The sequence below is a fragment of the Mesorhizobium sp. URHB0026 genome, from assembly GCF_054059755.1.
The window spans coordinates 548,349-573,699 of sequence record NZ_JBSSCN010000001.1 but is presented as its reverse complement, the minus strand read 5'-3'; the positions used below and the strand labels follow the sequence as shown (position 1 = coordinate 573,699).

20 protein-coding genes are annotated in these 25,351 nt (G+C 63.2%); 12 read left to right on the top strand and 8 right to left on the bottom strand.

Annotated features, from left to right (window positions below):
* Positions 1-3: 3 nt before the first annotated feature.
* From ACVWWD_RS02790 to ACVWWD_RS02780, 3 genes are all read right to left on the bottom strand, one after another.
* Positions 4-3,135: an efflux RND transporter permease subunit gene (locus ACVWWD_RS02790; RefSeq protein ID WP_352546746.1), complete on the bottom strand. Its 3,132-nt coding sequence runs from the start codon at positions 3,133-3,135 to the stop codon at positions 4-6.
* Positions 3,132-4,292, bottom strand: coding sequence for an efflux RND transporter periplasmic adaptor subunit (locus ACVWWD_RS02785; protein ID WP_352546747.1), 1,161 nt, complete (start codon positions 4,290-4,292; stop codon positions 3,132-3,134). The genes ACVWWD_RS02790 and ACVWWD_RS02785 overlap by 4 nt, the downstream gene beginning before the upstream one ends.
* 198 nt (positions 4,293-4,490) lie before the next feature.
* Positions 4,491-5,318, bottom strand: coding sequence for a MurR/RpiR family transcriptional regulator (locus ACVWWD_RS02780; RefSeq protein ID WP_352546748.1), 828 nt, complete (start codon positions 5,316-5,318; stop codon positions 4,491-4,493).
* Between the two features lie 145 nt (positions 5,319-5,463).
* Between ACVWWD_RS02780 and ACVWWD_RS02775 the strand changes: the two genes are divergently transcribed.
* From ACVWWD_RS02775 to ACVWWD_RS02720, 12 genes are all read left to right on the top strand, one after another.
* Positions 5,464-6,282, top strand: coding sequence for an N-formylglutamate amidohydrolase (locus ACVWWD_RS02775; protein ID WP_023781251.1), 819 nt, complete (start codon positions 5,464-5,466; stop codon positions 6,280-6,282).
* Between the two features lie 21 nt (positions 6,283-6,303).
* Entirely contained in the window at positions 6,304-7,860 is a 1,557-nt protein-coding gene (locus ACVWWD_RS02770; RefSeq protein ID WP_023781252.1) for an amino acid permease, read from the top strand.
* A gap of 88 nt (positions 7,861-7,948) precedes the next feature.
* On the top strand, positions 7,949-9,319 hold the full coding sequence (locus tag ACVWWD_RS02765; protein ID WP_352546749.1) for a glutamine synthetase family protein: 1,371 nt from the start codon (positions 7,949-7,951) through the stop codon (positions 9,317-9,319).
* Between the two features lie 102 nt (positions 9,320-9,421).
* Complete coding sequence (locus ACVWWD_RS02760; RefSeq protein WP_352574787.1) at positions 9,422-10,810, top strand: aldehyde dehydrogenase family protein; 1,389 nt, start codon at positions 9,422-9,424, stop codon at positions 10,808-10,810.
* Positions 10,811-10,826: 16 nt separating this feature from the next.
* Positions 10,827-11,999 (top strand): iron-containing alcohol dehydrogenase, encoded by a 1,173-nt coding sequence (locus tag ACVWWD_RS02755; RefSeq protein ID WP_023770536.1) that lies wholly within the window; start codon positions 10,827-10,829, stop codon positions 11,997-11,999.
* A 243-nt stretch (positions 12,000-12,242) separates the two neighbouring features.
* Positions 12,243-13,349 carry an ABC transporter substrate-binding protein gene (locus ACVWWD_RS02750; RefSeq protein WP_023770535.1) on the top strand — a complete coding sequence of 369 codons (1,107 nt, stop codon included), beginning with the start codon at positions 12,243-12,245 and terminating at the stop codon, positions 13,347-13,349.
* A gap of 64 nt (positions 13,350-13,413) precedes the next feature.
* On the top strand, positions 13,414-14,331 hold the full coding sequence (locus tag ACVWWD_RS02745) for an ABC transporter permease (protein WP_023770534.1): 918 nt from the start codon (positions 13,414-13,416) through the stop codon (positions 14,329-14,331).
* Positions 14,328-15,119 (top strand): ABC transporter permease, encoded by a 792-nt coding sequence (locus tag ACVWWD_RS02740; protein ID WP_023770533.1) that lies wholly within the window; start codon positions 14,328-14,330, stop codon positions 15,117-15,119. The genes ACVWWD_RS02745 and ACVWWD_RS02740 overlap by 4 nt, the downstream gene beginning before the upstream one ends.
* 16 nt (positions 15,120-15,135) lie before the next feature.
* A complete protein-coding gene (locus ACVWWD_RS02735; protein WP_023770532.1) occupies positions 15,136-16,200 on the top strand; it encodes an ABC transporter ATP-binding protein in 1,065 nt (354 codons plus the stop codon).
* A 158-nt stretch (positions 16,201-16,358) separates the two neighbouring features.
* On the top strand, positions 16,359-17,912 hold the full coding sequence (locus ACVWWD_RS02730; protein WP_352546751.1) for a cation:proton antiporter: 1,554 nt from the start codon (positions 16,359-16,361) through the stop codon (positions 17,910-17,912).
* Positions 17,913-18,028: 116 nt separating this feature from the next.
* Entirely contained in the window at positions 18,029-18,937 is a 909-nt protein-coding gene (locus ACVWWD_RS02725) for an endonuclease/exonuclease/phosphatase family protein (protein ID WP_352546752.1), read from the top strand.
* A gap of 7 nt (positions 18,938-18,944) precedes the next feature.
* The gene (locus tag ACVWWD_RS02720; protein WP_352546753.1) at positions 18,945-19,790 is read left to right on the top strand and encodes an EamA family transporter; all 846 of its coding nucleotides are present in this window, start codon (positions 18,945-18,947) and stop codon (positions 19,788-19,790) included.
* Between the two features lie 4 nt (positions 19,791-19,794).
* Here ACVWWD_RS02720 and ACVWWD_RS02715 read toward each other — a convergent pair whose 3' ends face one another.
* The 5 genes from ACVWWD_RS02715 to ACVWWD_RS02695 form a co-directional block, all read right to left on the bottom strand.
* Complete coding sequence (locus ACVWWD_RS02715) at positions 19,795-21,012, bottom strand: MFS transporter (RefSeq protein ID WP_023770527.1); 1,218 nt, start codon at positions 21,010-21,012, stop codon at positions 19,795-19,797.
* A gap of 90 nt (positions 21,013-21,102) precedes the next feature.
* Complete coding sequence (locus ACVWWD_RS02710) at positions 21,103-21,420, bottom strand: Dabb family protein (protein ID WP_352546754.1); 318 nt, start codon at positions 21,418-21,420, stop codon at positions 21,103-21,105.
* Between the two features lie 9 nt (positions 21,421-21,429).
* Positions 21,430-23,058, bottom strand: coding sequence for a GMC family oxidoreductase (locus tag ACVWWD_RS02705; protein ID WP_352546755.1), 1,629 nt, complete (start codon positions 23,056-23,058; stop codon positions 21,430-21,432).
* A 12-nt stretch (positions 23,059-23,070) separates the two neighbouring features.
* Entirely contained in the window at positions 23,071-23,832 is a 762-nt protein-coding gene (locus tag ACVWWD_RS02700; RefSeq protein WP_023781263.1) for a 3-ketoacyl-ACP reductase, read from the bottom strand.
* Positions 23,829-25,331, bottom strand: a complete 1,503-nt coding sequence (locus ACVWWD_RS02695; RefSeq protein ID WP_023781264.1) for an FAD-dependent oxidoreductase — start codon at positions 25,329-25,331, stop codon at positions 23,829-23,831. Before ACVWWD_RS02695 ends, ACVWWD_RS02700 begins: the two co-directional genes overlap by 4 nt.
* Positions 25,332-25,351 lie beyond the last annotated feature (20 nt).

Sequence of the window (25,351 nt, the reverse complement as noted above, 5' to 3'; positions counted from 1 at the left end):
TCTCTATTCCGCCGGTTCCAGATTGGTGGAGGCGGCTTCCTCGAGTTCGCGCTTCAGCCGTGCTTCCTCATGGGTCTTCGGCGTGACGAAGCGGCCAAGCAGGAGATAGGCGACCGGGGTCAAGAACAGCGTCGAGATGGTGGCCAGGCCAAGCCCGCCGACAATGACCCAGCCGAGCGCTACGCGTGCCTCGGCGCCCGCACCGGCGGCCAGCACGAGCGGGACACCGCCAAGTATGGTGCAGATCATCGTCATCATCACCGGCCGCAGACGGATGGTGGAAGCCTGCTCGATCGCTTCGCGCACCCCCAAGCCCCGATCTCGCAGCTGGTTGGCGAATTCGACGATCAGGATGCCGTTCTTGGCCATGACGCCGACCAGAAGCACCAGGCCGATCTGGCTGTAGGCGTTGAGGCTGGTGCCCGAAAGCAGCAGCGCGAAAATGGCGCAGGCGAGGCCGAGCGGCACCGTCGCCATGATGATGACGGCGCTGACGAAACTCTCGAACTGGGCGGCCAGCACCAGGAGGATGATGACCAGGGCAAAGCCGAAGATGGTGACCATCGCGCTGTTGGTTTCACCCAAAGTCGCTGCCTCGGCCAGGGGCAGGATTCGGCTTCCAGGCGGCAGGAGCGGCGTGGCGATCTGCTCGGCGCGTGTCAGCGCATCGCCAAGCGCGAAATTGCCCGAGAGGTTCGAGGTGATCGCCACTGAAGGCTGCTGCTGTTCGCGCGACAGCGACGGTGGTACGGCGCGCTCGGTCAGCGTGGCGATGGTCGACATCGGCACGAAGCGGCCATCCGCCGTCTTGAGGAAGACATTTTCCAGATCGGTCGGGTCGTTGATCGGGTTGGTGGTCGAGACCAGCTTCACGCCGTAGCTGCGGTCGGCGATGTAGACATCGACGACGTCATTGCCGTCGAGCATGGCTTGCATGGTGTTGGCGAGCCCGGTGATGTCGATGCCGAGATCGGACGCGCGCTCACGGTCTATCGCTACGGCCAGTTGCGGCTGCGTCGGGTCGATCGACAGGCGCGGCGTCTGAAAGCGCTGATCCTTCTGCATTTCGGCGATGATCTTGACCGCCGCATCGCCAAGCGCCTTGCGGTCGTTGCCAACCAGAGCGAATTGCAGGCCGTTGCCGGCGCCGCGGATGCCGAGACTGTTGGGTTGGACTGGGAAGATCCGCACGCTGGGCACCTGCCTGGTCAATCGACTGATCTCGGCCATGATCTCCTGCTGGCCGCGGCTGCGCTCGTCCCACGGCGCCAGCGTCATCACCATGAAGCCAGAATTGTAGGAGCCGTTCTGGCCGGCGTTTTCGAAGGTCGAGCGAATCTCGCCGGAATCGCGCATCGGCTGGATCAGCCGCTCGATCTTCTGCATCTGCTGTGTCGTATAGTCGAGGCTGACGCCTTGCGGGGCGTTGATGCGCAACAGCACCGCGGCGCGGTCCTCGGTCGGCGTCAGTTCCTGGCGGATGGTGCCGAACAGCGCGAAGGCGACGCCGGCAAACAGCACCGCTACCAGAACCACGATCCAGGGCGCGTCGAGGCAAGCGTGCAGCGCGCGCTTGTAGCCGGCATTCAGGACGCCGCCGATGCGAGCGCCAATGCCCTGGCCGGCCTCTCGGTGAAGCGGCGCGCTGGTCAGCATGCGCGAGGCAAGCATCGGGCAAAGCGTCAGCGCGACCACGCAGGACAGAAGCACCGACATCGCAAGCACGAAGCCGAATTCGCGGAACAGGCCGCCGGTCTGGCCGGGCAGGAACGAGATCGGTACGAAGACGGCGACAAGCGTCAGTGTCGTGGCGACGACGGCGAAGAACACTTCCTGCGCGCCGAGCACGGCCGCCGCACGCGGCCCCATGCCTTCGTTGCGCCGTCGCACGATGTTTTCCAAGACGACGATGGCGTCGTCGACGACAAGGCCGGTGGCCAGCACCAAAGCGAGCAGCGTCAGGATGTTGACGGAGAAGCCGGCCAGATAGATGGCGGCGATGGTGCCGATCATGGCGACCGGCATCGACAGGCCGGGGATGAGCGTGGCGCGCCAGTCGAGCAGGAAGATGTAGATGACGATCAGCACCATGGTAACCGACAGGCCAAGCGCGATCTCGACCTCGTGCACCGCACCCTTGACGAAGACAGCGTCGTCGCTGGTGATCTTGATCGACATGCCCTTGGGCAAGTTCTCCTGCAGCTTGGCGACGGCGGCCTGCACGCCCGTCGAAATGTCCAGCGTGTTCGATTCCGCCTGGCGGATAATGCCTAGGCCGATTCCGGTCTTGCCGTCCGAACGCAGCGTCGTCTGGCCTACATCGGGGCCGAGCGTGACTGTCGCGACATCGCGGATGCGCGTTGTGCCGCCGATGATGATATTTTCGAATTCCTCGGGCGTCGTCACGTCGGCCGTGGTGCGCACGATCAGGTCCTGGTTGGTCGTTGTGATCGACCCGGCCGGGGAATCGAAGGCGACGGAGGCAAGCGCCGTCCGAAGGTCGGCGACGGTGAAGCCGAGGCTGCCGAGCTTGTTCTGGTCGACGTCGATGCGAAAGATCTTGTCGCGGTCGCCATAGACCTGGACGTCGGCGACGCCGGGTACGGCTGCCAGTTCGTCCTCGATCTGGTCCTGGACCACCACCGTCATGTCCTGGATCGACATGGTGTCCGAAGTCACCGCCAGCCGCATCACAGCGTCGGAATTGGCATCGGCCTTGACGATGCGCGGCGGATCGGCGGTATCGGGCATCTGGTTGGCGACCCGGCCGACGGCATCACGCACATCCGAGGCGGCGACGTTCAGATCGACACCGTCGTTGAACTCGATGGTGACGCGGCTCGAGCCGAATGAGGAGGAAGACGAGATCGATTTGACGCCAGAGACGCGGGCGACGGCGCCCTCGATCGTGTCGGTCAGTTCGCGGTCGACGGTTTCGGAGGCCGCGCCTTCGAAGGTCGTGGAGACCGTGACAACAGCGCGGTCGACGTCGGGCAGTTCGCGGATCTCGACACCGTAGAAGGCAGCGAGGCCGGCAACGGCTATAAGGGTGTTCAGCACGAACGCCATGACCGGCCTGCGGATGAACAGTGCGGTGAAGCCGGTATCGCTGGCGGCGTTGACGGAGCCGGTCATGAGCCTTCCGCGGCCTTGGTGGCGCGCTGCTCCTGGTCCGCGATGCGAACCTCGCCGCCTTCGCTGACACTTTGGGTGCCTTCGGTGACCACCATGTCGCCGCTGTCGATCTCCGCGTCGATCAATACGGTCTCGGTGTTGCGCTGGATGATGCGCACCGGCACGCGCCTGGCCTTGCCGTCCTCGACCTGCCAGACATAGGCGCCGTCCGAACCCCACAGGATCGCCAGCGGGCTGACGGCCGGATAGGTCTCGCCGGGGAATTTCATGGTGATGGAGAACGACATGCCGGCGCGCAGCGAATCGGCCGGATTGGCGATGGTGGCCTTGACCAGAAGTGTGCGGCTCTTTTCGTCGATGTGATTGTCGATCGCTGAAACCGTGCCGGTGTAGGCGTTGCTCGGATTGGCGATCGGCGTCGCCGTCAATTGCGCGCCGACATTGACGGCGGCGGCGAAGCGCTCGGGCACCTGGAAATCGACCAGGATAGAGGACCGGTCGTCAAGCGTGGCGATCGCCGACTGGTTGGTGACGTAATTGCCGGCCGAGATCGGCAGGATGCCGACCGTGCCGGTGATCGGCGCCAGTATCGAGCGGCGCTGCAGTGCAAGCTCGGCATCCTGAAGCGCCAGCTTGGCGCCGGCCAGAACCACTTCGGCATCGGCGACCGCGACCGGTGTCGCCGCGTTTGAGGCGCGCAGCGACTTGACGCGGTCGAGCTTGGACTGAGCATCCTGCAAGGCGAGCTTGGCGCGGTCCTGTGCGATGATCTCCGTCTCGGAATCGAGCGTTGCGATGATCTGTCCCTTGTCGACATGAGTGCCGGATTCGGCCAGCAACTCGGCAAGGCGGCCGGAACTGTAGGGATTGACGGTCACCGAGGCGTTGGCACGGCCGGTGCCGATCGCCTGCAGGCGGTCGTTTATGGTGGCCGTACCGGCAGGCAAGGCGACGACGTTGACCTGCCGGACTCCATTGCGATTGCCAGCCTGTTTCGCGCCGTCCGCACCGCTTCTGGCGGGAGGAGTTGCCGCGTAGGCCCAATCCATCCCCCAGCGTGCCAGCACTTCCGGCGCGCCTGGATAGAAGCGTGCCCAGGCGGCCCCGGCGGCGACCACGATCACAAGCGCAACGACAATTTGCTTCCAGGTCCGCATCGACACTCCGGTTTCAGGAATCGTCAGCCATTCCCGAAGGAACGGCACAGCGACGATACCGCAGGCGTCAAAATCCGGCCACGCCACACCCCAATATCAGCGGTTTATGGCAATTATCACGCATTCGTGCACATTAAATCTCGGTAACGTGAGACCGAGACGGCCGCGAAGCCGATGCAATTATCCGGAGGATTCGACCTATCGCAGGCCTTCCATCTCGCGGATGCGCCGGGCCCCGTCGGCCTCGAGTTGCCTGGTGACGGCGCCGATCAGCGTTTCGGCGACGACGAAAAGTGCCGCCGAGGAATCCCATGCGGAAGGCACGGCGGTTCGTCCGGCGATGACATGGCGAGCAAAGCGGGCGATCGGCGACAGCCACTGGTCGGTGAACAGTACGATCTGAACGCCGCGCTGATGCGCCTTTTCGGCGAAGCGGAGGAGGCTGTCCTGATAGCGCCTGATGTCGAAGATCACCAGCACGTCGCGCTTGCCCATGTCGATCAGCCGGTCGCGCCACATGCTCTCCTGGCCGGCGAGGTGAAAGACATCGGGCTGGATGACGGCGAGGTGGGCGGCCATGTAGCGCGCCAGCGGGTCGGTGAAGCGGCCGCCGATCAGAAATGTCTTGCCACGCCGCTCGGCCAGCCTGGCGGCAATGTCGGCAAGCTGCTTGTCGGACAGATGCCTGAAGGTCTCGCGCATATTGTCGAGCGTCGCTTCCAGCATGGGCGACACCATGCCGCCACTAGGCGTGGGCGGGTTGAGCGTTCGTATCGCCGGCGATTGCAATTGCGCCGCCAGTTCATCCTGGAGGCTCGACTGGAACTCGGGGTAATTCTGGAAACCCAGCCGGGCGACGAAACGCAGGATCGTCGGCGAGGATACGCCGGCCGCGGATGAGAATTCGGCGACCGTCTTCAGTCCGATCATCGGATAGCTCGCGATCAGCGTCTGCGCTGCGCGCCGTTCGCCGGCGGGCATCGCGCCGATACGGTCGGCAATCAATTCGGCAATGTTGGAAATCATCTTTTCCCCACCCTTGGCCCGCCGACGGTCTTTTCCCCAGATCGCATTTGACAAAGCCAAACAAACTGTATGAAATCATCCACCGGGACGCAATGAAACAAAATACGTAACATACGATACAGCGCTCCCAGGGGACGGCAGGACTATGGAGACAGCGCGGCCCGCCAGCCTTGCATCGTCTGATACCGTGGGGGTGACGAACCCTGGCGGATCGAGCCCTTTCGTACTGACCTGCGACCACGCTTCCAATTTCATGCCGGCTGAATTCGGCACGCTCGGGCTCGCCACCGAGGACCTGTCGCGTCACATCGCCTGGGATCCCGGTGCGTTGCCGGTTGCGCTGCGGATGGCGCAGGCGCTCGATGCCACGCTGATCGAAACCCGCATTTCGCGATTGGTGATCGATTGCAACCGGCCGCTCGACGCGCCTGACCTGGTGCCGCCAGTCAGCGAAACCACTGCCATACCGGGTAATACCGGCCTGTCCGAAAAACAGCGCGCGGCGCGGGTCGCCCTGTCATGGCAGCCATTTCACAGCACCATCGAGCGCATTGTCGAAGACAGGCTGGCGCGCGGGCAGGAGACCCGCCTGGTTTCCGTCCATTCCTTCACGCCGGTCTACAAGGGCCGCAACCGGCCCTGGCATATCGGCATCATCCATGACGAAGATCGCCGGCTGGCGGCACCGCTGATAGCGGCGTTACAGCGGCTTGCCGGCATCACCGTCGGCGTCAACGAACCCTATTCGCCTGCCGATCGCGTCTATTTCACGCTGGAACGGCATGCGCGCTCGCGTGGGCTGCCCTGTGCAATGATCGAAATCCGCAACGATGAGATATCCGGCGAAACCGGGCAGCGGAAATGGGCGGATCTGCTCACCGGCATTTTTTCGGATCTGGAACCAGAGGAGGCCACGCGGCCCAGATCGCATTCAGTCAGAAAGTCAGTCCAATCGGCCAGCTGAGAAACAAACAGGGGACTTCCAATGGCAGCACCGGGTTATACAGACGTTGACAAGGCGGAGGACGTAAAGGCCCTCCACAGCATGGGCTACGCCCAGGAACTGGAGCGGCGTCTCAGCCGCTTTTCAAACTTCGCCGTTTCCTTCTCCATCATCTGCATCCTGTCGGGCGGCATCAATTCGCTGGCCCAAGCGACGTCGGGCGCCGGCGGCATCGGCATCGGTATCGGTTGGCTGGTCGGCTGCTTCATTTCGTTGACCTTCGCGGTCGCCATGTCGCAGATCAGCTCGGCCTATCCGACCGCCGGCGGCCTCTATCACTGGGGCTCGATCCTCGGCAATCGCGGCACCGGCTGGGTGACGGCCTGGCTCAACCTGCTCGGCCTGATCACCGTGCTCGGCGCCATCAATGTCGGCACCTGGACGTTCTTCGTCGGCGCCTTCGGACCGGCGCTGGGCATCGAGGGCACGCTGACCAACCAGATGATCTTCCTGGTCGTCATCACCGGCGCCCAGGCGTTGATCAACCATCTCGGCATCAAGCTGACGGCCAAGCTGACGGACTTCTCCGGCTATTTGATCTTCTTCGGCTCGATCCTGATCGCGGTCGTCTGTCTGTTCTCCGCCGAGACGTGGGATTTCAGCCGCCTGTTCACCTTCCACAACTATTCGGGTGACGCCGGCGCCGGCGTCTGGCCGTCGGTCTCGAATGCGTGGGTGTTCGCACTAGGCCTCTTGCTGCCGATCTACACGATCACCGGCTATGACGCTTCGGCCCATACTTCCGAGGAAACCATCAAGGCGGCTTCCTCGGTGCCGCGCGCCATGGTCATGTCGGTGATCTGGTCGGCCGTCTTCGGCTATCTGTTCCTGGCCGCTTTCGTGCTGATGATCCCCAACATGGACGACGCCGCCAAGCAGGGCTGGAACGTGTTCTTCTGGGCCTTTGACCAGCGCGTCAGTCCCGGCCTCAAGGAGTTCGTCTATCTCGTCGTGTTCATCGCGCAGCTTCTGTGCGGTCTCGCCACCGTCACGTCGGCGTCGCGCATGATCTTCGCCTTCTCGCGTGACGGCGGCCTGCCGGGCTCGGCGGCACTCGCCAAGGTCAGCCCGACCTATCGCACGCCGGTGGCGGCGATCTGGACGGCGTCGGTCCTGTCGGTGCTGTTCGTCTGGGGGTCGACGCTGGTTTCGGTCGCCGGCACCTCGGCCTACACCATCGTCGTATCGTGCACCGTCATCTTCCTGTTCCTGTCCTTCACCGTGCCGATCGTGCTCGGCATGCTGGCCTGGGGCACGCCGAAGTGGGACAAGATGGGTCCATGGAACATGGGCCGCGGCGTGTTCATGCTGTTTGCCGTCCTGTCGATCGTGTCGATGATCCTGATCTTCATCATCGGCATCCAGCCGCCGAACGACTGGGCGCTCTACATCACCGTCGGCTTCTTCATCCTGACGGCGATCGTCTGGTTCGCCTTCGAGCGCAACCGCTTCCAGGGTCCGCCACTCGGCGACATCATCGCCGCGCGCCAGGCGGCGATCAAGGCAGCCGAACAGGCGGTCGGCGAAACCGGCCACTGACTTCAAGCATCACCAACCATGGCCGGCATCGCGCCGGCCATGGTTTTGTTCCTCCCTTTCAACGACCAAGCACTGGAGTGCCAAAGGAATGGCCGGAAATTTCTCGTTCGATCAGTTGAAGAAAGCGGTCTCCAGCGGCGAGATCGACACGGTGCTGGCATGCATTGTCGACATGCAGGGCCGATTGGCGGGAAAGCGGTTCCTGGCGCAATACTTCGTCGATTCCGCGCATGACGAGACGCATGGCTGCAACTACCTGCTGGCGGCCGACATCGATATGGAGCCGGTGCCGGGCTACAAGGCGGCAAGCTGGTCGAAGGGCTATGGCGACTTCGTCATGAAGCCGGACCTGGCGACGCTGCGGCGCATTCCCTGGCTGGAAAAGACGGCGCTCGTCATTTGCGACGTGCTTGACCACCACACCCGCGACGACCTGCCGCATTCGCCGCGCGCCATCCTGAAGAAGCAGGTCAAGCGGCTGAGCGAGCGGGGCTATATCGGCTATTTCGCTTCCGAGCTCGAATTCTACCTGTTCAACGAGACCTACGATTCCGCCCGCAAGAAGCATTGGCAGGGGCTCGATACAGCCTCGCCCTATATCGGCGACTACCAGATCGGCATCACCACCAAGGAAGAAGGCGTCATGCGCCGGCTTCGCAACGAAATGGAAGCCGCCGGCATTCCGATCGAGAACTCCAAAGGGGAGTGGGGTCCGGGCCAGGAAGAGATCAATGTGCGCTACGCAGAAGCGCTCGACATGGCCGACCGCCACGTCATCCTGAAAAACGGCGCAAAGGAGATTGCCGAGTCCGAAGGCAAGGCGATTTCCTTCATGTCCAAGTATAATTACGGTCTCGCCGGAAATTCCAGCCACATCCATAATTCGCTGTGGAGCGCGGACGGCAAGACGCCGCTGTTCTTCGACAAACAAGCCGACTGGACCTTGTCGACCCTTGGCCAGCAATGGGCGGCCGGGCAGTTGAAATACGCCAAGGAATTCACCTGGTTCCTGGCGCCCTACGTCAATTCCTACAAGCGCTTCCAAGCCGGCACTTTCGCGCCGACCAAGATCATGTGGAGCGAAGACAACCGCACCGCCGGCTTCCGCCTGTGCGGCGAGGGCACCAAGGGCATCCGCATGGAATGCCGCATCGGCGGCGCCGACCTCAACCCTTATCTCGCCTTCGCGGCGCTGATCGCGGCCGGCCTCGCCGGTATCGACGAGAAGCTGGAATTGCAGAAGCCTTTCGTCGGCGACGCCTACCAGGCTTCTCGTTTGCCGGAGATTCCAAAGACGCTGCGCGATGCGACCGAGACGCTGGCGAAGTCGAAGATGCTGAAACAGGCTCTCGGCGAGGATGTGCTCGAACATTATGTGCACACCGCGAAGTGGGAGCAGTTCGAATACGATCGGCGTATCACGGATTGGGAACTGCACAGGGGTTTCGAGCGGTACTAGCTGACGCCGCCCCTCACCCTTACCCTCTCCCGTGAAGAAAGGTGTGAGGGGCAGCGTCAAGCCATGTGATTTCGATTGTACAGAAGTGCGAGGACTTAAACGATGACCGAAACGGTCAAACTAAAATCCCCTATCGACGGCTCGATCTATGCCGAGCGGCCGGTCGCTACCGACCAGGCGATCAACGCCGCGGTCGAGCTCGCCAGGGCGGCGCAGGAGAAGTGGGCGCGGACGCCGATCGTCGAGCGTGGCAAGTACATGCTCGCGATGCTGGAAGCACTGGTCGCGATATCAGACGAGATCGTGCCGGAGATCGCCTGGCAGATGGGGCGTCCCGTTCGTTATGGCGGCGAGTTCGGCGGCGTCAAGGAGCGTACCAACTATATGGTCGAGATCGCGGAAGCGGCGCTCAAGTCCGTGCCGGCCTCCAACCCGAAGGACGGCTTCCGGCGCTATGTGAAGAAGGATCCACTTGGGGTGGTCATGGTGATCGCGCCATGGAACTATCCCTATCTGACAGCGGTCAACACCATCGTGCCGGCGCTGATGGCCGGCAACGCCGTCATCCTCAAACATGCCGCGCAGACGTTGCTGGTCGGCGAGCGCTTCCAACAGGCGTTCGACAAGGCTGGCCTGCCAAAGGGCGTGTTCCAGAATGTCGTGCTCAACCATGCACAGACCGAAAAACTGCTGGGTTCCGGCAAGATCGACCATGTCAATTTCACCGGATCGGTCGCTGGCGGCCGTGCTATCGAAAAGGCGGCGGCAGGCACCTTCATGACGCTTGGGCTCGAACTTGGTGGCAAGGATCCGGCCTATGTGCTGCCCGACGCCAAGATGGACCATGCCGTGGCCAATCTGGTCGACGGCGCCTTCTTCAATTCCGGCCAGTGCTGCTGTGGCATCGAACGCGTCTATGTGCACGAGACGGTCTATGACGAGTTCGTCGAAGGCTTCATCGCCGAGACCAGGAATTATGTCGTCGGCAATCCGCTGGAGCAGGCGACGACGATGGGACCGATGGCGCAGGCGCGCTTTGCCGATCTGATCCGCGAGCAGAAGGCCGAAGCGCTGCGCAAGGGCGCCAAGGCGCATATCGACATGAAGCTGGCTAACGACAAGACCGGCTCGCCCTATCTGGCGCCGGAGGTGCTGACGCAAGTCGACCACCAGATGAGCGTCATGCGCGAGGAAAGTTTCGGGCCGATCGTCGGCATCATGAAGGTGCGCAACGATGAAGAGGCGATCGCTTTGATGAACGACAGCCCCTACGGGCTGACGGCCTCGATCTGGACGCGCGACACCGAGCATGCGGTGGCGATCGGCGACCGCGTCGAGACCGGCACGGTGTTCATGAACCGCTGCGACTATCTTGATCCGGCGCTGGTCTGGACCGGCGTCAAGGACACCGGCAAGGGCGTTGCCCTGTCGGCACTGGGCTATGACAATTTGACCCGGCCGAAATCATTCCATCTGCGTGAAGCCATCTAATTTTCGAAAGACAAAAATGTCCAAGCTCATCTCCAAATGGAACTACCCCACCACTGTTCGTTTCGGCGCCGGGCGCATCAAGGAACTGCCGGAGGTGCTCGCGGCCACCGGCATCAAGCGGCCGCTTTTCGTCACCGATCCGGGATTGGCGAAACTGCCGGTCGTCGCCTCGACGCTAAGGATTCTCGACGAGGCCAAGGTGCCCTATGGCGTCTTCTCCGAGGTGAAGCCGAACCCGGTCGAGTCCAACCTCACCGCCGGCATCGCGGTGTTCAAGAAGGGCAAGCATGACGGCGTCATCGCCTTCGGCGGCGGCTCGGCGCTCGACCTCGGCAAGCTGATCGCCTTCCAGGCCGGCCAAGTCAGGCCGGTCTGGGACTTCGAGGATGTCGGCGACTGGTGGACGCGCGCCAACTCCGACGCCATCGCGCCGATCATCGCGGTGCCGACCACCGCCGGCACCGGCTCGGAGGTCGGCCGCGCCGGTGTCATCACCAACGAGGAGACGCATACCAAGAAGGTCATCTTCCATCCGAAGTTGTTGCCGGCGATCGTCATCGCGGATCCGGAGCTGTCGGTCGGCATGCCTTCCTTCATCACCGCCGGCACCGGCATGGACGCGCTTGCCCATTGCCTCGAAGCCTATTGCGCGCCGGGCTATCATCCGATGGCCGACGGCATTGCCGTCGAAGGCATACGCCTGGTGTTCGAGAACCTGCCGAAGGCTTATGCCAACGGCAAGGACCTCGTCGCCCGCGCCCACATGATGAGCGCGGCCGCCATGGGCGCTGCGGCGTTCCAGAAGGGGCTGGGTGCGATCCACTCGCTGTCGCATCCGATCGGCGCGCTCTACGACACCCATCATGGCATGACCAATGCCGTGTTCATGCCTTATGTGCTGGCCTTCAATCGCGACTCCATCGAGGAGCGTATTGCCCGGCTCGCCGCCTATTGCGGCATCAAGGGCGGTTTCGACGGCTTCGCCAAGGCCGTTATCAAGCTGCGCAAGGAGTTGAAGGTGCCGCACGCGCTGCCGGGCCTGATCAAGGGGCTCGACATGGACAAGAAGCGCAAGGGGCTGATCGCCGACATGGCGGTGGTCGATCCGACGGCCGGCGGCAACCCGGTCAAGCTGACCAAGAAGGCGGCGCTGACACTGCTCGAAAACGCCATCGCCGGGACGGTCTGAGGCCGGTTCCGGGGTGCGGAAGTTGATCGGGAAACGAGGGGAAAGGAGAGGGGAAGGGGCGATATAGGGGCGGATTAATGATTAGCCGGAAAATTAAGTGATGGCTAATTGCTACAGTCCGTTAAAAAGAGTTAACTTTTCACGCTGCGAGGCGCCGGTTTCACAAAGCTTTCATCTGGCTGTCACACGAAAACGATACCGCATCGCAGACGTCCAACGGCGTCAGTTCAATGGAGAGAACACATGTTCAAATTCACGGGGAAAATGCTTTCCCTTTCGGCCGCGACCCTGATGGTGTCGTCGGTGATTTCGTCCGCCGCTTCGATGGACGATCTCATCAAGGCCGCCAAGGCCGAAGGCCAGCTCACCACGATCGCCTTGCCGCATGACTGGTGCGGCTACGGCGACGTCATCGCCGGCTTCAAGGCGAAGTATCCGGAAATCACCGTCAACGAACTCAACCCCGACGCCGGCTCCGGCGATGAAGTCGAGGCGATCAAGGCCAACAAGGACAACAAGGGTCCGCAGGCTCCTGATGTCATCGACGTCGGCCTGTCCTTCGGCCCGACCGCCAAGGCCGATGGCCTGTTGATGCCATACAAGGTGTCCACCTGGGACTCGATCCCGGACAGCGCCAAGGATGCCGATGGCGCCTGGTACGGCGACTATTATGGCGTGCTCTCGTTCATGGTGAACAAGGACCTGATCAAGGAGTCGCCGAAGGACTGGGCCGATCTCCTCAAGCCCGAATTCGCCAACGCGGTCGCCGTTGCCGGCGATCCGCGCGCTTCGAACCAGGCCATCCAGGCCGTCTACGCCGCGGGCCTTTCCGGTGGCGCGGCTGCTGGTGAGGCCGCTGGCACCGCTGGCCTCGACTTCTTCAAGAAGCTCAACGCCGCCGGCAATTTCGTGCCGGTCGTCGGCAAGCCGGCAACGCTTGCCCAGGGCCAGACCCCGATCCTGATCAACTGGGATTACAACGCGCTCGCCGGTCGCGACACGCTGAAGGGCAACCCGCCCGTCGACGTCATCGTGCCGAAGACCGGCGTTGTCGCCGGTGTTTATGTGCAGGCGATCAGCGCCTTCGCGCCGCATCCGAATGCAGCCAAGCTGTGGATGGAATATCTCTATTCCGACGAAGGCCAGGTCGGCTGGCTGAAGGGCTATTGCCACCCGATCCGTTTCAACGATCTTGCCAAGAACGGCAAGATCCCCGCGGACGTTCTGGCCAAGCTGCCGCCAGCGGAGTCCTACGCGTCGGCCGCCTTCCCGACGCTCGACGAGCAGGGCAAGGCGAAGGAGACCATCAGCAAGAACTGGGACGCCGTTGTCGGCGCCAACGTCAAGTAACGCTTGAAATCCACCGGGCGGCCGCGAGGCCGCCCGGCTTCCCCTCGAAGACGGTAGCCGGCGCATGACCGATCTTACGCTCTCAAATCAGTCCGTTACCACCAAGCCCGCGCCGCCGAACGAGGCGACCACTTTCCGCTTTCCGATGCAGTGGATTGGCGTGGCGCCTTTCTTCATCTTCGTCCTGATGTTCCTGATCCTGCCGACGATCTATCTCGTCCTGGGCGCTTTCCAGAATGGCGACGGTCAGCTGACGCTGGATAACATCCTGCAGCTGATCAGCGATCCCTCGATCAGCGCTTCCTATTGGGTTTCGATCAAGATCAGTTTCTGGTCGGCCGTCATCGGTGCCTTCGCCGGGCTCGCGATTGCCATCGCCATCGTGCGCGGCGGCCTTCCCAACTGGACCCGCTCGGCGACCCTGACTTTTTCGGGTGTCGCCTCGAATTTCGCCGGCTTGCCGCTGGCCTTCGCCTTCCTGGCTACCCTCGGCCGCGTCGGCATCGTCACAACGCTTCTGCGTGACGTTCTCAATGTGAACATCTACGCGATGGGCTTCAATTTCCTCACGACATCGGGCCTGATCGCGGTCTATCTGTTCTTCCAGATTCCGCTGATGGTGGTCATCATCGTGCCGGCCATCGACGGCTTGAAGAAGGAATGGGGCGAGGCCGCCGCCACGCTCGGGGCCACCCAGTCGCAGTATTGGCGCATGGTGGTCATTCCGGTGATATGGCCGAGCTTCCTTGGCACCGTCATCCTGTTGTTCGCCAATTCCTTCGGCGCCATCGCCACGGCTTACGCGTTTGCCGGCCCGGCACTCAACATCGTTCCCATCAAGCTCTATTCGCAGATCAATGGCGACGTGCTGCACAACCCGCAGCTCGGCTATGCCATCGCCTTCGGCATGATCGTCATCACGGGCTTGGCCAACGTCTTCTACATCTGGTTCCGGACCCGGTCCGAAAGGTGGCTCAAATGAAGTCGGGCAAATTCTGGGCCTGGGTCGTCTTCATTGTCGGCGCGGCCTATTTCTTCATTCCGCTGATGGCGACTGTCGAGTTCTCGTTGCGCATGCGCCGCGGCGTCCATTCCTTCGACGCCTACCAGATCGTGCTGGGCGACGCTCGCTTCCAGTCGACCTTCCTGTATTCGGTGGTAGCGGCCGTCTTCACCATCATTCTCGGCGTGCTGATCGTGGTGCCGGCGGCCTACTGGATCCGGCTGCGCCTGCCGCGGCTCAGGCCGATCGTCGAATTCATCACGCTGTTGCCGCTGGTCATTCCAGCCATCGTCATCGTCTTCGGCTATATCCGGATGTACGGCTCGAATTCCCCGCTGCCGTTCCTGGGCAGCAATATGGGAGCGAATGCCCTCCTGGTGATCGGCTATGCGACGCTGGCTCTGCCTTACATGTATCGCGCCGTCGATACCGGGCTGCGCACCATCGATGTGCGGACATTGACCGAAGCAGCGCAGATCCTGGGGGCCGGCTGGGGCACGATCATTGGCCGGGTGATCCTGCCCAATGTCCTGATCGCCGTGCTGTCGGGCGCGTTCCTGACCTTTGCCATCGTCATCGGCGAGTTCACCATGGCGAGCCTCCTCAACCGTCCGGCCTTCGGCCCTTATCTGCAAAACGTCGGCGCCAACCGCGCCTATGAACCGGCAGCCCTTGCCATCATCGCCTTCGCCATTACCTGGGGCTGCATGTCGCTCATCCAGATCCTGTCCCGCTTCGCGCCGAAATCGGCGAACCGCCCGAACTGACCTGAGAGAAAAAGCCATGGCCGAGCCATTCCTGTCGATCCAGCATGTGCGAAAGTCCTACGGGTCCAACACCGTGGTGCAGGATTTCAGCCTCGACGTCGAGCCGGGCGAGTTCGTCTCGTTCCTGGGGCCATCCGGCTGCGGCAAGACGACGGTGCTGCGCATGGTCGCCGGCTTCGAGGAACCATCGGCCGGCAAGATCGTCGTCGCCGGCAAGGACATCACGCGGCTGAAGCCTAACCAGCGCAATGTCGGCATGGTGTTCCAGGCCTACGCGCTGTTCCCGAACCTGACCGTGGCGCAGAACATCGCTTTCGGGCTGAAGGTTGCCGGCATGAACAAGGCCGATGCCGACAGGCGCGTCGCCGAGATGCTCGACATGATCAGGCTGCCGCAGATGGCGGACCGCTATCCCTACCAGCTGTCCGGCGGCCAGCAGCAGCGCATCGCACTGGCGCGCGCGATCGCGCCGAAGCCGAAGCTCCTGTTGCTCGACGAGCCGCTGTCGGCGCTGGACGCCAAGGTGCGCGTGTCGCTCCGCGAAGAAATCCGCTCGATCCAGAAGAAGCTCGGCATCACCACAATCTTCGTCACCCATGACCAGGAAGAGGCGCTGTCGATCTCCGACCGCATCGCGGTGATGTATGGCGGCAAGGCCGAGCAGGTCGCGACGCCGTTCGAGATCTACAACCGGCCGGCGACCAAGTTCGTCGCCAATTTCGTCGGCACGCTGAACGTGCTCGAAGGCAAGGTCACCGACGCCGCCTCCGGCAAGGTGCAGGTCAACACGCAGGAAGTCTCGCTCAAAGGCAAGCTCAACGGCTCGAAGTCCGGCGACACGCTGTCTCTGGCGCTGCGGCCCGAGGCGATTTCGCTCGGCCGCCAGCCCGGCCGCGACTCCAGCCTGACCGGAGAGATTTCCGAAGTGCACTTCCTCGGCTCGGTTATCCGGGTCCGTGTCGGCATCGGCGGCAACACGGTGTCGCTCGACACGTTCAACAACTCCGCCACCCCGCCGCCCGCGGTCGGAGAGAAGGCCGAGATTTCGTTCTCGTCGAGCGATATGCTGGTGCTGCACTAGGTAGTCCGCTGTCGGAAGGCGCTCCCAAACGGGCGCGCCAGCCATCGGGATTTCTCATGCTGTCGGCAGCGACACGGCCCGTGCCAGAGGTGTCCCTGTTGTTTCACGACCATGACTTTGGCACTGCCAATCGCCTCGTTCGGCGGCTACGATAGAGCATGGCTCTTTTCGAACTGACGCTTATCCTCCTGTTGATTGCAGTCGCGCTGACGGCGCTGTCGCGGCGGCTGCAAGTTCCCTATCCGTCGTTGCTGGCGCTGGCGGGCGCGGGCATCGCCTTCCTGCCCGGCATGCCCACCATCGAAATCGACCCGGAACTGGCGCTGGCCTTGTTCATCGCCCCCGTGCTGCTCGACGCCGCCTATGACACCTCGTTGCGCGACCTCAATCGCAACCGGCTGCCGCTCGCGCTGTTGGCCTTGGGGGCGGTTGTTTTCATCACCGCAGCGGTTGCGCTGCTCGGCTGGAAGATGGCAGGCCTGCCGATCGCCGCGGCTGTCGCCCTTGGCGCCATCGTAGCGCCGCCCGATGCCGTCGCGGCGTCGGCCGTGCTCGGACAGTTCAAGGTGCCGCATCGCATCACCACCATCCTGCAAGGCGAGAGCCTGCTCAACGATGCAACCGCGCTGCTGATCTACCGTATCGCTGTCGGCGCCGCACTCGGTCCGTTCCTGCTGAGCAGCGCCGCGCCCATGGTCGCCTTGTCGACCGTTGGAAGCCTGGCGGCCGGCTATGTACTCGGCCGGCTGTCGCTCGCCACGCTGAGCCGCATCGAGGACGCCGCCAGCGGCACCGTTGTGCAGTTCGCCGGCACGTTCGGTGTCTGGATTCTGGCGGACAGGTTGGGTCTTTCGGCGATCATCACAATCGTCGTCTACGCCATGACCATCGCGCAGACCGCGCCGCGCCGAATGTCAGCGAGAAAGCGTGTCAGTTCCTATTCGGTCTGGGAGACGGCGGTGTTCGTGCTCAACGTGCTGGCCTTCGTGCTGATGGGTCTGCAGGCGCGGTCGATCGTCGGACGGCTCGCCGGTACGGGAGAGCTCGACGCGTTCATCTTTGCCGCGGCAGTGCTGGCGGTCGTCATCGTTTCGCGCCTGATCTGGGTGCTGGGCTGCGGTGCAATCATCAGGTGGTTTGCCCGCTTTGGCGGCGCCGAGCACCAGCCGGATACGCCGTCCTTTCGCGGCGGCGTGCTCATCGGCTGGTGCGGCATGCGCGGACTGGTAACGCTTGCGGCGGCATTCGCCTTGCCGGTCGAATTTCCTGCTCGCGATCCGATCGTGCTCGCCGCCTTCACGGTCGTGCTCGGCACCCTGGTGCTGCAAGGAATGAGCCTGAAGCCGCTGCTGCGCATCCTGAAACTGGATCCCGACGAAACGGTCGACCGGGAGGTCGCGAAGGCGCGCGTCGTGGTGATGCAGGCTGCTCTCGATGTATTGAGCGGCAAGACCTCGAGCGCCGCAGCCGCTGTGCGCGAGCAATATGCCGCCCAGCGCAAGGTCGCCAAAAATCCCGAGGACGCCCAGGCCGCGACCGAATATGACAGGCTGCGTCTCTATGCCATCAAAAGCCAGCGCGATGCCCTGGAGGAGCTGCGCCGCGACGGCACCATCGGCGACGAAGCCTATCACCGTCTGGAGGAAGAGATCGACTGGACGGAGCTTGCGGCATCGCCGGCAGGGCGGTTCCAGCCGCTGACCACCGACTAGCAGATACCGCGTCTCGATTGCTGCCCTGCTGGCCCAAGCCCCATCTGTCCTCCTGCACATTGCAAGCGATCAGCCGAACCGCTACTGCCAACATCGAAAAGTGAGCCGGATAAGCAATGAAGCTGGTCAGCTACAACATCCAGTACGGATTCGGCAGCGACGGACGCTACGATCTTTCGCGTGCGGCACGCCTTGTCGCCGGCGCCGACATCATCGCCTTGCAGGAGGTCGAGCGGCACTGGCAGCGCAGCGATTTCGATGACCAGCCGGAGATGCTTTCCCAGTTGCTGGCCGGGTATCACTGGGTCTACGGCCCAGCCTTCGACATGGATGCCAGCGAGCTGCGTGACGGCCGCCTGGTCAATCGCCGCCGGCAGTTCGGCACCATGGTCATGTCGAAGCTGCCGATCGTCTGGTCGCGACTGCACGCGCTGCCGATGCGCCGCACACTGCGGCCGCTCAACACCCGCAACGCCGCGCTCGAATGCATGATCCGCACGCCGGCGGGGCCGGTCAGGGTGCTGTCGCTGCATCTCGCGCACATCGCGGCGGAAGAGCGGCTGGAGCAGATTGATTATCTCATGACCGAGCACCGCCGGGCACAATCGGAAGGCGGACCGTGGAGCGGCGCGGATGACGAACCTTCGCGTAACTGGACACATGGGGAAGTCGAGCCGGAAAATCCGCTGGCGACAATCTGGATGGGCGATTTCAACATGGAACCCGGCAGCGCCGAATATCGCCGAATTGTCGGCGGCACGCCCTATCATCGGGGTGCTGCCTATCTCGACGGCTTGGTCGATGCCGCTTCTGTCGCCAGCGAGCCGGTGGCGGATTTCCATACGCATGAGAAGATCATCGACGGCAGGCTGGCAAAGCGCCGGCTTGACCATTGCTTCGTCGGCGGCATGCTGGCCGGGCGTGTGCGTTCGGTTGGATCAGACATCGGCGAGGTGGCTTCCGACCACTTCCCGGTCCGGGTCGACATCGATCTCGAGACGCCCTTCGGCTGGGGAGGTCGATGAGCTCCCTATGACGCTTTTCGTCTTCTTCTCGGTGCTTGCCGCGGCCGCCATGCACGCGATCTGGAACGCCCTGGTCAAGGTGCATCTCGACCGCTTCCTGTCGATCACGCTGATGACGCTCGGCATGGGCACTGCTGCCCTCGTCGTGCTGCCCTTCGTCGAGGTGCCGAAGGCGGAGGTCTGGCCCTACATCATCGCTTCGGTGATCTTCCACATGGGCTATCGCACCTTCCTGATCGGAGCCTACCAAGCCGGCGATTTCGCCCAGACCTACCCGCTGGCGCGTGGCACGGCACCCCTGCTGGCCGCGATTGGCGGCATGTTCGTCGTCGCCGAAGTGCCGGCGCCGCTTGCCATCCTTGGCATCCTGCTGTTGTCGGCCGGCACGCTGGTTATGTCATTTCGCGGTGGCGCGCATCTGGAGAAGCTGAACCTGCGCGCGGTCGGCTATGCGCTCGGCACGTCGATCTTCATCGCCAGCTACACGCTGTCCGACGGCAGCGGCGCGCGGCTGGCGGCAACGGCGCAGAGCTATGCCGCCTGGCTGTTCATCTGCGATGCATTTGGGGCGCTGGTGCTGTGCCTCGTTTTCCGAGGGCCCAAGGCGCTGCCCGTTCTGGCGGGCGACTGGAAGACGGGACTGTTCACCGGCGTGCTTTCCGGCGCCGCCTACTGGATCGTCATGTGGGCGATGACCAAGGCGCCGATCGCCTCGGTGGCGTCGCTGCGCGAGACTTCGATCCTGTTTGCCATGATGATCTCGGTCTACGCCCTCGGCGAGAAGATGACAGGGTGGCGCGGCGCCGCCGCGCTCAGCATTGTTGCAGGCGTCATCGCGCTGAGGATGGGTTGACCTCTCAGCCGAGCACCGTCATTACTTGGCCGCGCCGCTCCGGACTGAAGCGGATGACGACGATGATGCAGACGGCGACCACGCCGGCAAAAAGCGCCAGCGCATAGCCATAGCTGCCGCCGGGGGCTTCGGCGATCCCGGCCTGATATGGACCGCCATAGGAAGCGGCGAGATTGCCAGCCTGATAGATGAAGCCGGGCAAGGTAGCGCGCACCGCACCGGGAGAAAGCTCGTTGAGGTGCACGGGGATGACACCCCAAGCGCCCTGCACCGCGACCTGCATGATGAAGGCGCCGATGGCCAGCATGAACGGCGTGGAACTGTAGGCCCATAGCGGGATTGCCGGCAGGGCGATGATGCAGGCCAGGGTGATGGCGTTGACACGGCCGATCTTCTCGGACAGCGCGCCGAATGCCAGGCCGCCGACGATGGCGCCGATGTTGGCAACGATGGTGATCCAGCTCACCGTATGCGGATCAAAGCCATGTTGCTTCTTCAAAAAAGTCGGGTAGAGATCCTGTGTGCCATGGCTGAAGAAGTTGAAGAACATCATCAGCACGACAGCATAGAGCGCGACGCCCCAGTGCTTCTGTAAGGTCTCCAGCATTCCCGGTCGAGCGGTTTTCTGTGCCTCGACGAAGGCAGGAGATTCCGGCACATGCGAGCGGATGAACAGGACGATCAGCGCCGGGACGAAGGAGAGCAGGAACATGGCGCGCCAGCCGATCGTGTAGCCGCCGATCGTCTGCTGGTAGAGCAGGCCGTACACCACCGCCGCCAGCAGATAGCCGGCCGGATAGCCGCATTGCAGGATGCCCGAGACAATGCCGCGGGCGCTCGGCGGGACGGATTCCATGGCAAGCGAGCTGCCAAGGCCCCATTCGCCGCCCATGGCGATGCCGAACAAGGCCCGCAGCGCCAGGAAGATGCCGAGATTGGGCGAGAAGGCGGCGAGCGCGCCGATCACCGAATAGCTGACGATGTTGAGCATGAGAATGGGCTTGCGCCCGTATTTGTCGGCTAGCATGCCAAAGAAGAACGCGCCGATGAAGCGCGTGGCCAAGGTCAGGAACAGTGCCTTTGATACTGCCGGGACATCCGTCTGGAATTCAGTCGCAATATCGGTGAGCAGGAATGTCAGAAGGAAGAAATCAAAAGCATCGAGCGTCCAGCCCAGGAATGAGGCCAGGACGGTTTTCTTCTGCTCGGTAGTGAGGTTCAAGGCGTCCTCCTATGCATCCCCCAAAGGAACGATATGTCGCCCTGTCGGCAAAAGAGAACAGAGATCAGCCGGCTTTCGGAAGGCCGGCGGTCACTTTTTCGTAAGATCGAGATCGAAGACCATCAATCCCTCCGTGCCGCCTTCGAGGGCCGCGACCAGCCGGGCGCCGGCACGCTGATGCGCCTCATGCACGAGGTAGGCGTCGCGGGCGGCGGCATCACGGAAATCGATGGTGAAGCCATGGCTGAAACCTCGCGCGAAAGGCTCTGGGCTGACATTGGTGCTGAACCGGACGGTGCCCATGCCGTTGATGACGGAGCGAAGCGCCTCGAGATCGGCGTGAATGGCCTTGCGCTCATCGACGCCGATGTCGTTGCGGAACCTGACAAAGACACAGTGCCTGATCATTTTCTGCTCCTATGCCACGCGGTTGCCGGAAAACACCGCCGGCGGCAGCGGCTCGCGGCCGAGGATCAGGTCGGCACCCTTTTCGCCGACCATGATCGTCGGCGCATTGGTGTTGGAGGAAGGCACGCGCGGCATGACAGACGCATCGCAGACGCGCAGCCCCTCGATGCCGCGCAGTCTCAGGTCCGGCGCTACCACCGCCATGTCGTCATTGCCCATGCGGCAGGTGCCGACGGGATGGTGGTCGGTCTTGGACGTGCGGCAGGCATAGTCGATCAGCTCATCGTCGCTGGCGAGCGACGGGCCGGGCAGCACCTCGCGCAGCACGTAAGGGGCAAGCGCCTTCTGCCGCATGATCTCGCGCGCCAGCCGCAGGCCCTTGAGCGACATGTCGCGGTCATAGGGATCGGACCAGTAGTTGGGGTCGATCAGCGGATGGTCGGTGGGATCAGCGCTTTTCAGCCGCACCGTGCCGCGCGAGCGCGGGCGCAGGAAGGCCGAGTTCAAGGTGACGCCCGGGTTTTTCAGCTTCTCGACGCCAGCCTCGATGCCGGAGCCAAGACCCAGATGAAACTGGATATCGGGCGAGGCGGCGGTCGGGTCGGCGTACCAGAAGCCGCCGGTCTCGAACAGGCTGGAAGCCACCGGTCCCTTCTTCAGCAGCAGATATTGCAGGCCAGCCCAGGCTGTGCGGTGCAGCTTGGCATAATTGTCGTAGGTATGGTCGCCGGTGCATTCGGCGATGACGAACAGGTCGAGATGGTCCTGCATGTTGGAGCCGACGCCGGGCAGGTCGTGCACCGGCGTGACGCCGACCGATTTCAGGTGGTCGGCCGGGCCGATGCCCGACTGCATCAAAAGCTTAGGCGAACCGATGGCGCCGGACGAGACGATCACCTCGCGGTCGGCGCGCAGGATTTTTGTCTCGCCGCCTGGCCTGTCGACCACCTCGACGCCGATGGCGCGGACGTTCTCGACGACGATGCGGGTGACCAGTACGTCGGTCCGGACGGTGAGGTTCTTGCGAGCGCGGATCGGCCTGAGATAGGCGACCGAGGCGGAGGAGCGCCGGGCATCCTTCTGGGTCAGCTGATAGTAGCCGACGCCTTCTTGGGCAGCGCCGTTGAAATCCGGATTGAAGGGAATGCCCATCGCCTGGCCAGCGCGGAAATAGGCCTCACAGATCGGCAGCGGCGAAATCGGGTTCGACACGCCGAGCGGGCCCTCGTCGCCGTGGAAATCGTTGGCGTAGCGCTGGTTGTTCTCGGCCCGTTTGAAATAGGGCAGCACGTCGCGGTAGCCCCAACCGGCCAGCCCTTCCTCTTTCTCCCAGGCGTCGTAGTCGCGGGCATTGCCGCGCGTGTAGATCTGGGCGTTGATGGAGGAGCCGCCACCAACCACCTTGGCCTGCGTGTACCAGAAGACGCGGTCGTTCATGTTCCTCTGCGGCACCGTCGACCAGCCCCAGGAGGCGATGCCCTTGGTCATCTTGGCGAAGCCCGCAGGCATATGGATATAGGGGTGCCAATCCTTGCCGCCGGCTTCGAGCAGCAGCACGGAATTGGAGTGATCCTCGCTCAGCCGGTTGGCCAGCACGCAGCCGGCCGGGCCGGCGCCCACGATGATATAGTCGGTCATTGTCTCATCCGTTCATAGCCGCGGCACGGAGAGCGCGCCGTCGACATTGATGATCGAGCCGGTCGAAAAGCCCAGTCTCCCGGCAGCGAGCGCGGCCACCATGGCGCCGATGTCGGACGCTTCGCCCCAGCGTTTCGCCGGCACCAGGCCGCTGTCTATCAAAGCGTCATATTTGGCGGTCACGCCCGCCGTCATGTCGGTGCGGATAATGCCCGGCCGCAGCTCGAACACGCCGATGTTTTCCGGGGCGAGCCTGAGCGCCAGATTCTTCACCCACATCGAAAGCCCTGCCTTCGAGATGCAATATTCGGAGCGTTCCGGCGAGGCCATCTCGGCGCTGACCGAGGTGATGGTGATGATCGATTTTGGATGATCGCTGCGCTGGCGGAGCATCGCCCTGGCGACCGCCTGGCTGAGGAATACGGTGCCTCGCAGGTTGACGCCAAGCGCGCGGTCGAAATTGTCGGGTTTGAGGTCGAGCAGATCGCCACGCACGACGGCGCCGATGCCGGCATTGTTGACCAGGCAATCGACGCGGCCGAGGTCGCGCATGGCGGTTTCGACCAAGGCGGCGTGGCTAGAAAGATCGGCGATGTCGCAACTGACATAGGCAAATTTCGCGCCGCGCGCGGTTATGTCAGCGGCGAGCTCGCCTGCGGCTGTTTCGGCAAGGTCGGCCACGAGAATGTCGAAGCCGGCGTCGGCCAGCGCTTCGGCGCAGGCAAGGCCGATGCCGCGCGCGCCGCCGGTGACGATGGCCGCCGGGCGGGTCATGCGGCGAGGTCCGCTTTGCGGATGTGTTCGGCGACACGCAGCGCCTGCGCCGCGATCGACAGCGCAGGGTTCACGGCGGCCGAATTCGGCAGAAAACTGGCGTCGACGACGAACAGGTTCTTATGCTCGAAGGCGCGACAGAACGGATCGAGCGGCGACGTCGCCGGATCATCGCCCATTTTCACCGTGCCGCACTGGTGCGAGGGCGTGCGTTTGTCGAAAGGGCGCGACAGCACCAGGGGATAACCGCAGGCGCGAAAATTCTCGCGCATCACCTTGGTCAGCCCGTCGAGCGACTGCATGTTGGAGCGCCGCCATTGCATGACGATGTCCTTACCGTCGACCATGATGCGGCTTTCGGGGTCGGGCAGGTCCTCGCACATCAGATACCAGTCGACCGCATGGCCGGCCATGAAATCGAGCACGAATTTCGGCACCCGTTTCACATTGGCCTTTAGCATGTTGCCGTCGATCTTGCCGAGAAGCTGGACATTGCCGAGCGGTTTGCCGCCCTTGCCGCCCGTGAGATAGTAGTCGTTCAGCATCAGCGTCTTCTGGTAGACGGCATCGTTCCTGCGGCGCGGATCGATCGCCAGCATGGCGCTCGAATTGTGGTTCATGAAATTGCGACCCACCTGGTCGGAGCGGTTGGCGAGGCCTTTGCCATCGGGAGAAGGCGAGCGCAGCAGGATGACCGCTGAATTGACCGCGCCGGCCGACAGGATGACCAGTTTTGGCGACAGCTTCTTCAGCTCGCCGTTCTGGCGGTAATGAACCGCCGATATGGTTTTGCCGTCCGGAGCAGTCTCGAGATATTCGACATAGGCGCCGGTTTCGAGCTTGATGTTCGGATCGTTCAGTGCCGCCGCCAGGGGTGCGGTCTGGGCGTCCATCTTTCCCTGGCCAGTATTGGGGAAGGCGTCCCAGCCAGTCCTGCCCTCCTTCAGCCAGGTGTCGATGTCGACGCCGAGCGGCAGCGAGGCCGGATGCAGGCCCAGCCGCTTGAGCTCGGCGCGGGCACGCGCGATCGGCGCCTCGTCGGGCACAGGCGTATAGGCATAGGGGACCGAGTGGAACGGCTCGGTCGGATCCTCGCCGAGCGTGCCGCGGACGCGGAAAAGCTGCTCTGCCCTGGAATACCAAGGCTCGAATTCATCATAGGAAAACGGCCAGGCCGGCGAGACGCCGCCGAAGTGCTCCATGGTGGAGAAATCCTCCTTGCGGTAGCGGATCAGCACCGCGCCGAAGAATTTCGAATTGCCGCCGACATAGTAGTAATTGCCCGGGTTGAATGCAGCGCCACCGGCCTCGCGCCACATCTCCTTCGGCCGGTAGTGGCCGTCAACGAAGATCGAGCGCGTGTCGCGCGCATGCGGCGTTGCCAGCAACGGCTCGCCGCGTTCCAGCATCAGGATCGAGGCGCCGCTGCCGGCCAGGCCGGCGGCAACCGTGGCGCCGCCGATGCCGGAGCCGATGATGACGATATCCGGGTTTGTCATTGTCTAGAGGTCTTTGTTCT

Excerpts from the sequence above, each read along its gene's own strand:
- ACVWWD_RS02765 (WP_352546749.1), top strand. The coding sequence starts at position 7,949 with ATGGCCGGAAATTTCTCGTTCGATCAGTTGAAGAAAGCGGTCTCCAGC.
- ACVWWD_RS02780 (WP_352546748.1), bottom strand. The coding sequence starts at position 5,318 with ATGATTTCCAACATTGCCGAATTGATTGCCGACCGTATCGGCGCGATG.
- ACVWWD_RS02720 (WP_352546753.1), top strand. The coding sequence starts at position 18,945 with ATGACGCTTTTCGTCTTCTTCTCGGTGCTTGCCGCGGCCGCCATGCAC.
- ACVWWD_RS02735 (WP_023770532.1), top strand. The coding sequence starts at position 15,136 with ATGGCCGAGCCATTCCTGTCGATCCAGCATGTGCGAAAGTCCTACGGG.
- ACVWWD_RS02695 (WP_023781264.1), bottom strand. The coding sequence starts at position 25,331 with ATGACAAACCCGGATATCGTCATCATCGGCTCCGGCATCGGCGGCGCC.
- ACVWWD_RS02740 (WP_023770533.1), top strand. The coding sequence starts at position 14,328 with ATGAAGTCGGGCAAATTCTGGGCCTGGGTCGTCTTCATTGTCGGCGCG.
- ACVWWD_RS02705 (WP_352546755.1), bottom strand. The coding sequence starts at position 23,058 with ATGACCGACTATATCATCGTGGGCGCCGGCCCGGCCGGCTGCGTGCTG.
- ACVWWD_RS02745 (WP_023770534.1), top strand. The coding sequence starts at position 13,414 with ATGACCGATCTTACGCTCTCAAATCAGTCCGTTACCACCAAGCCCGCG.
- ACVWWD_RS02710 (WP_352546754.1), bottom strand. The coding sequence starts at position 21,420 with ATGATCAGGCACTGTGTCTTTGTCAGGTTCCGCAACGACATCGGCGTC.
- ACVWWD_RS02770 (WP_023781252.1), top strand. The coding sequence starts at position 6,304 with ATGGCAGCACCGGGTTATACAGACGTTGACAAGGCGGAGGACGTAAAG.
- ACVWWD_RS02790 (WP_352546746.1), bottom strand. The coding sequence starts at position 3,135 with ATGACCGGCTCCGTCAACGCCGCCAGCGATACCGGCTTCACCGCACTG.
- ACVWWD_RS02725 (WP_352546752.1), top strand. The coding sequence starts at position 18,029 with ATGAAGCTGGTCAGCTACAACATCCAGTACGGATTCGGCAGCGACGGA.
- ACVWWD_RS02760 (WP_352574787.1), top strand. The coding sequence starts at position 9,422 with ATGACCGAAACGGTCAAACTAAAATCCCCTATCGACGGCTCGATCTAT.
- ACVWWD_RS02750 (WP_023770535.1), top strand. The coding sequence starts at position 12,243 with ATGTTCAAATTCACGGGGAAAATGCTTTCCCTTTCGGCCGCGACCCTG.
- ACVWWD_RS02700 (WP_023781263.1), bottom strand. The coding sequence starts at position 23,832 with ATGACCCGCCCGGCGGCCATCGTCACCGGCGGCGCGCGCGGCATCGGC.
- ACVWWD_RS02730 (WP_352546751.1), top strand. The coding sequence starts at position 16,359 with ATGGCTCTTTTCGAACTGACGCTTATCCTCCTGTTGATTGCAGTCGCG.
- ACVWWD_RS02775 (WP_023781251.1), top strand. The coding sequence starts at position 5,464 with ATGGAGACAGCGCGGCCCGCCAGCCTTGCATCGTCTGATACCGTGGGG.
- ACVWWD_RS02755 (WP_023770536.1), top strand. The coding sequence starts at position 10,827 with ATGTCCAAGCTCATCTCCAAATGGAACTACCCCACCACTGTTCGTTTC.
- ACVWWD_RS02785 (WP_352546747.1), bottom strand. The coding sequence starts at position 4,292 with ATGCGGACCTGGAAGCAAATTGTCGTTGCGCTTGTGATCGTGGTCGCC.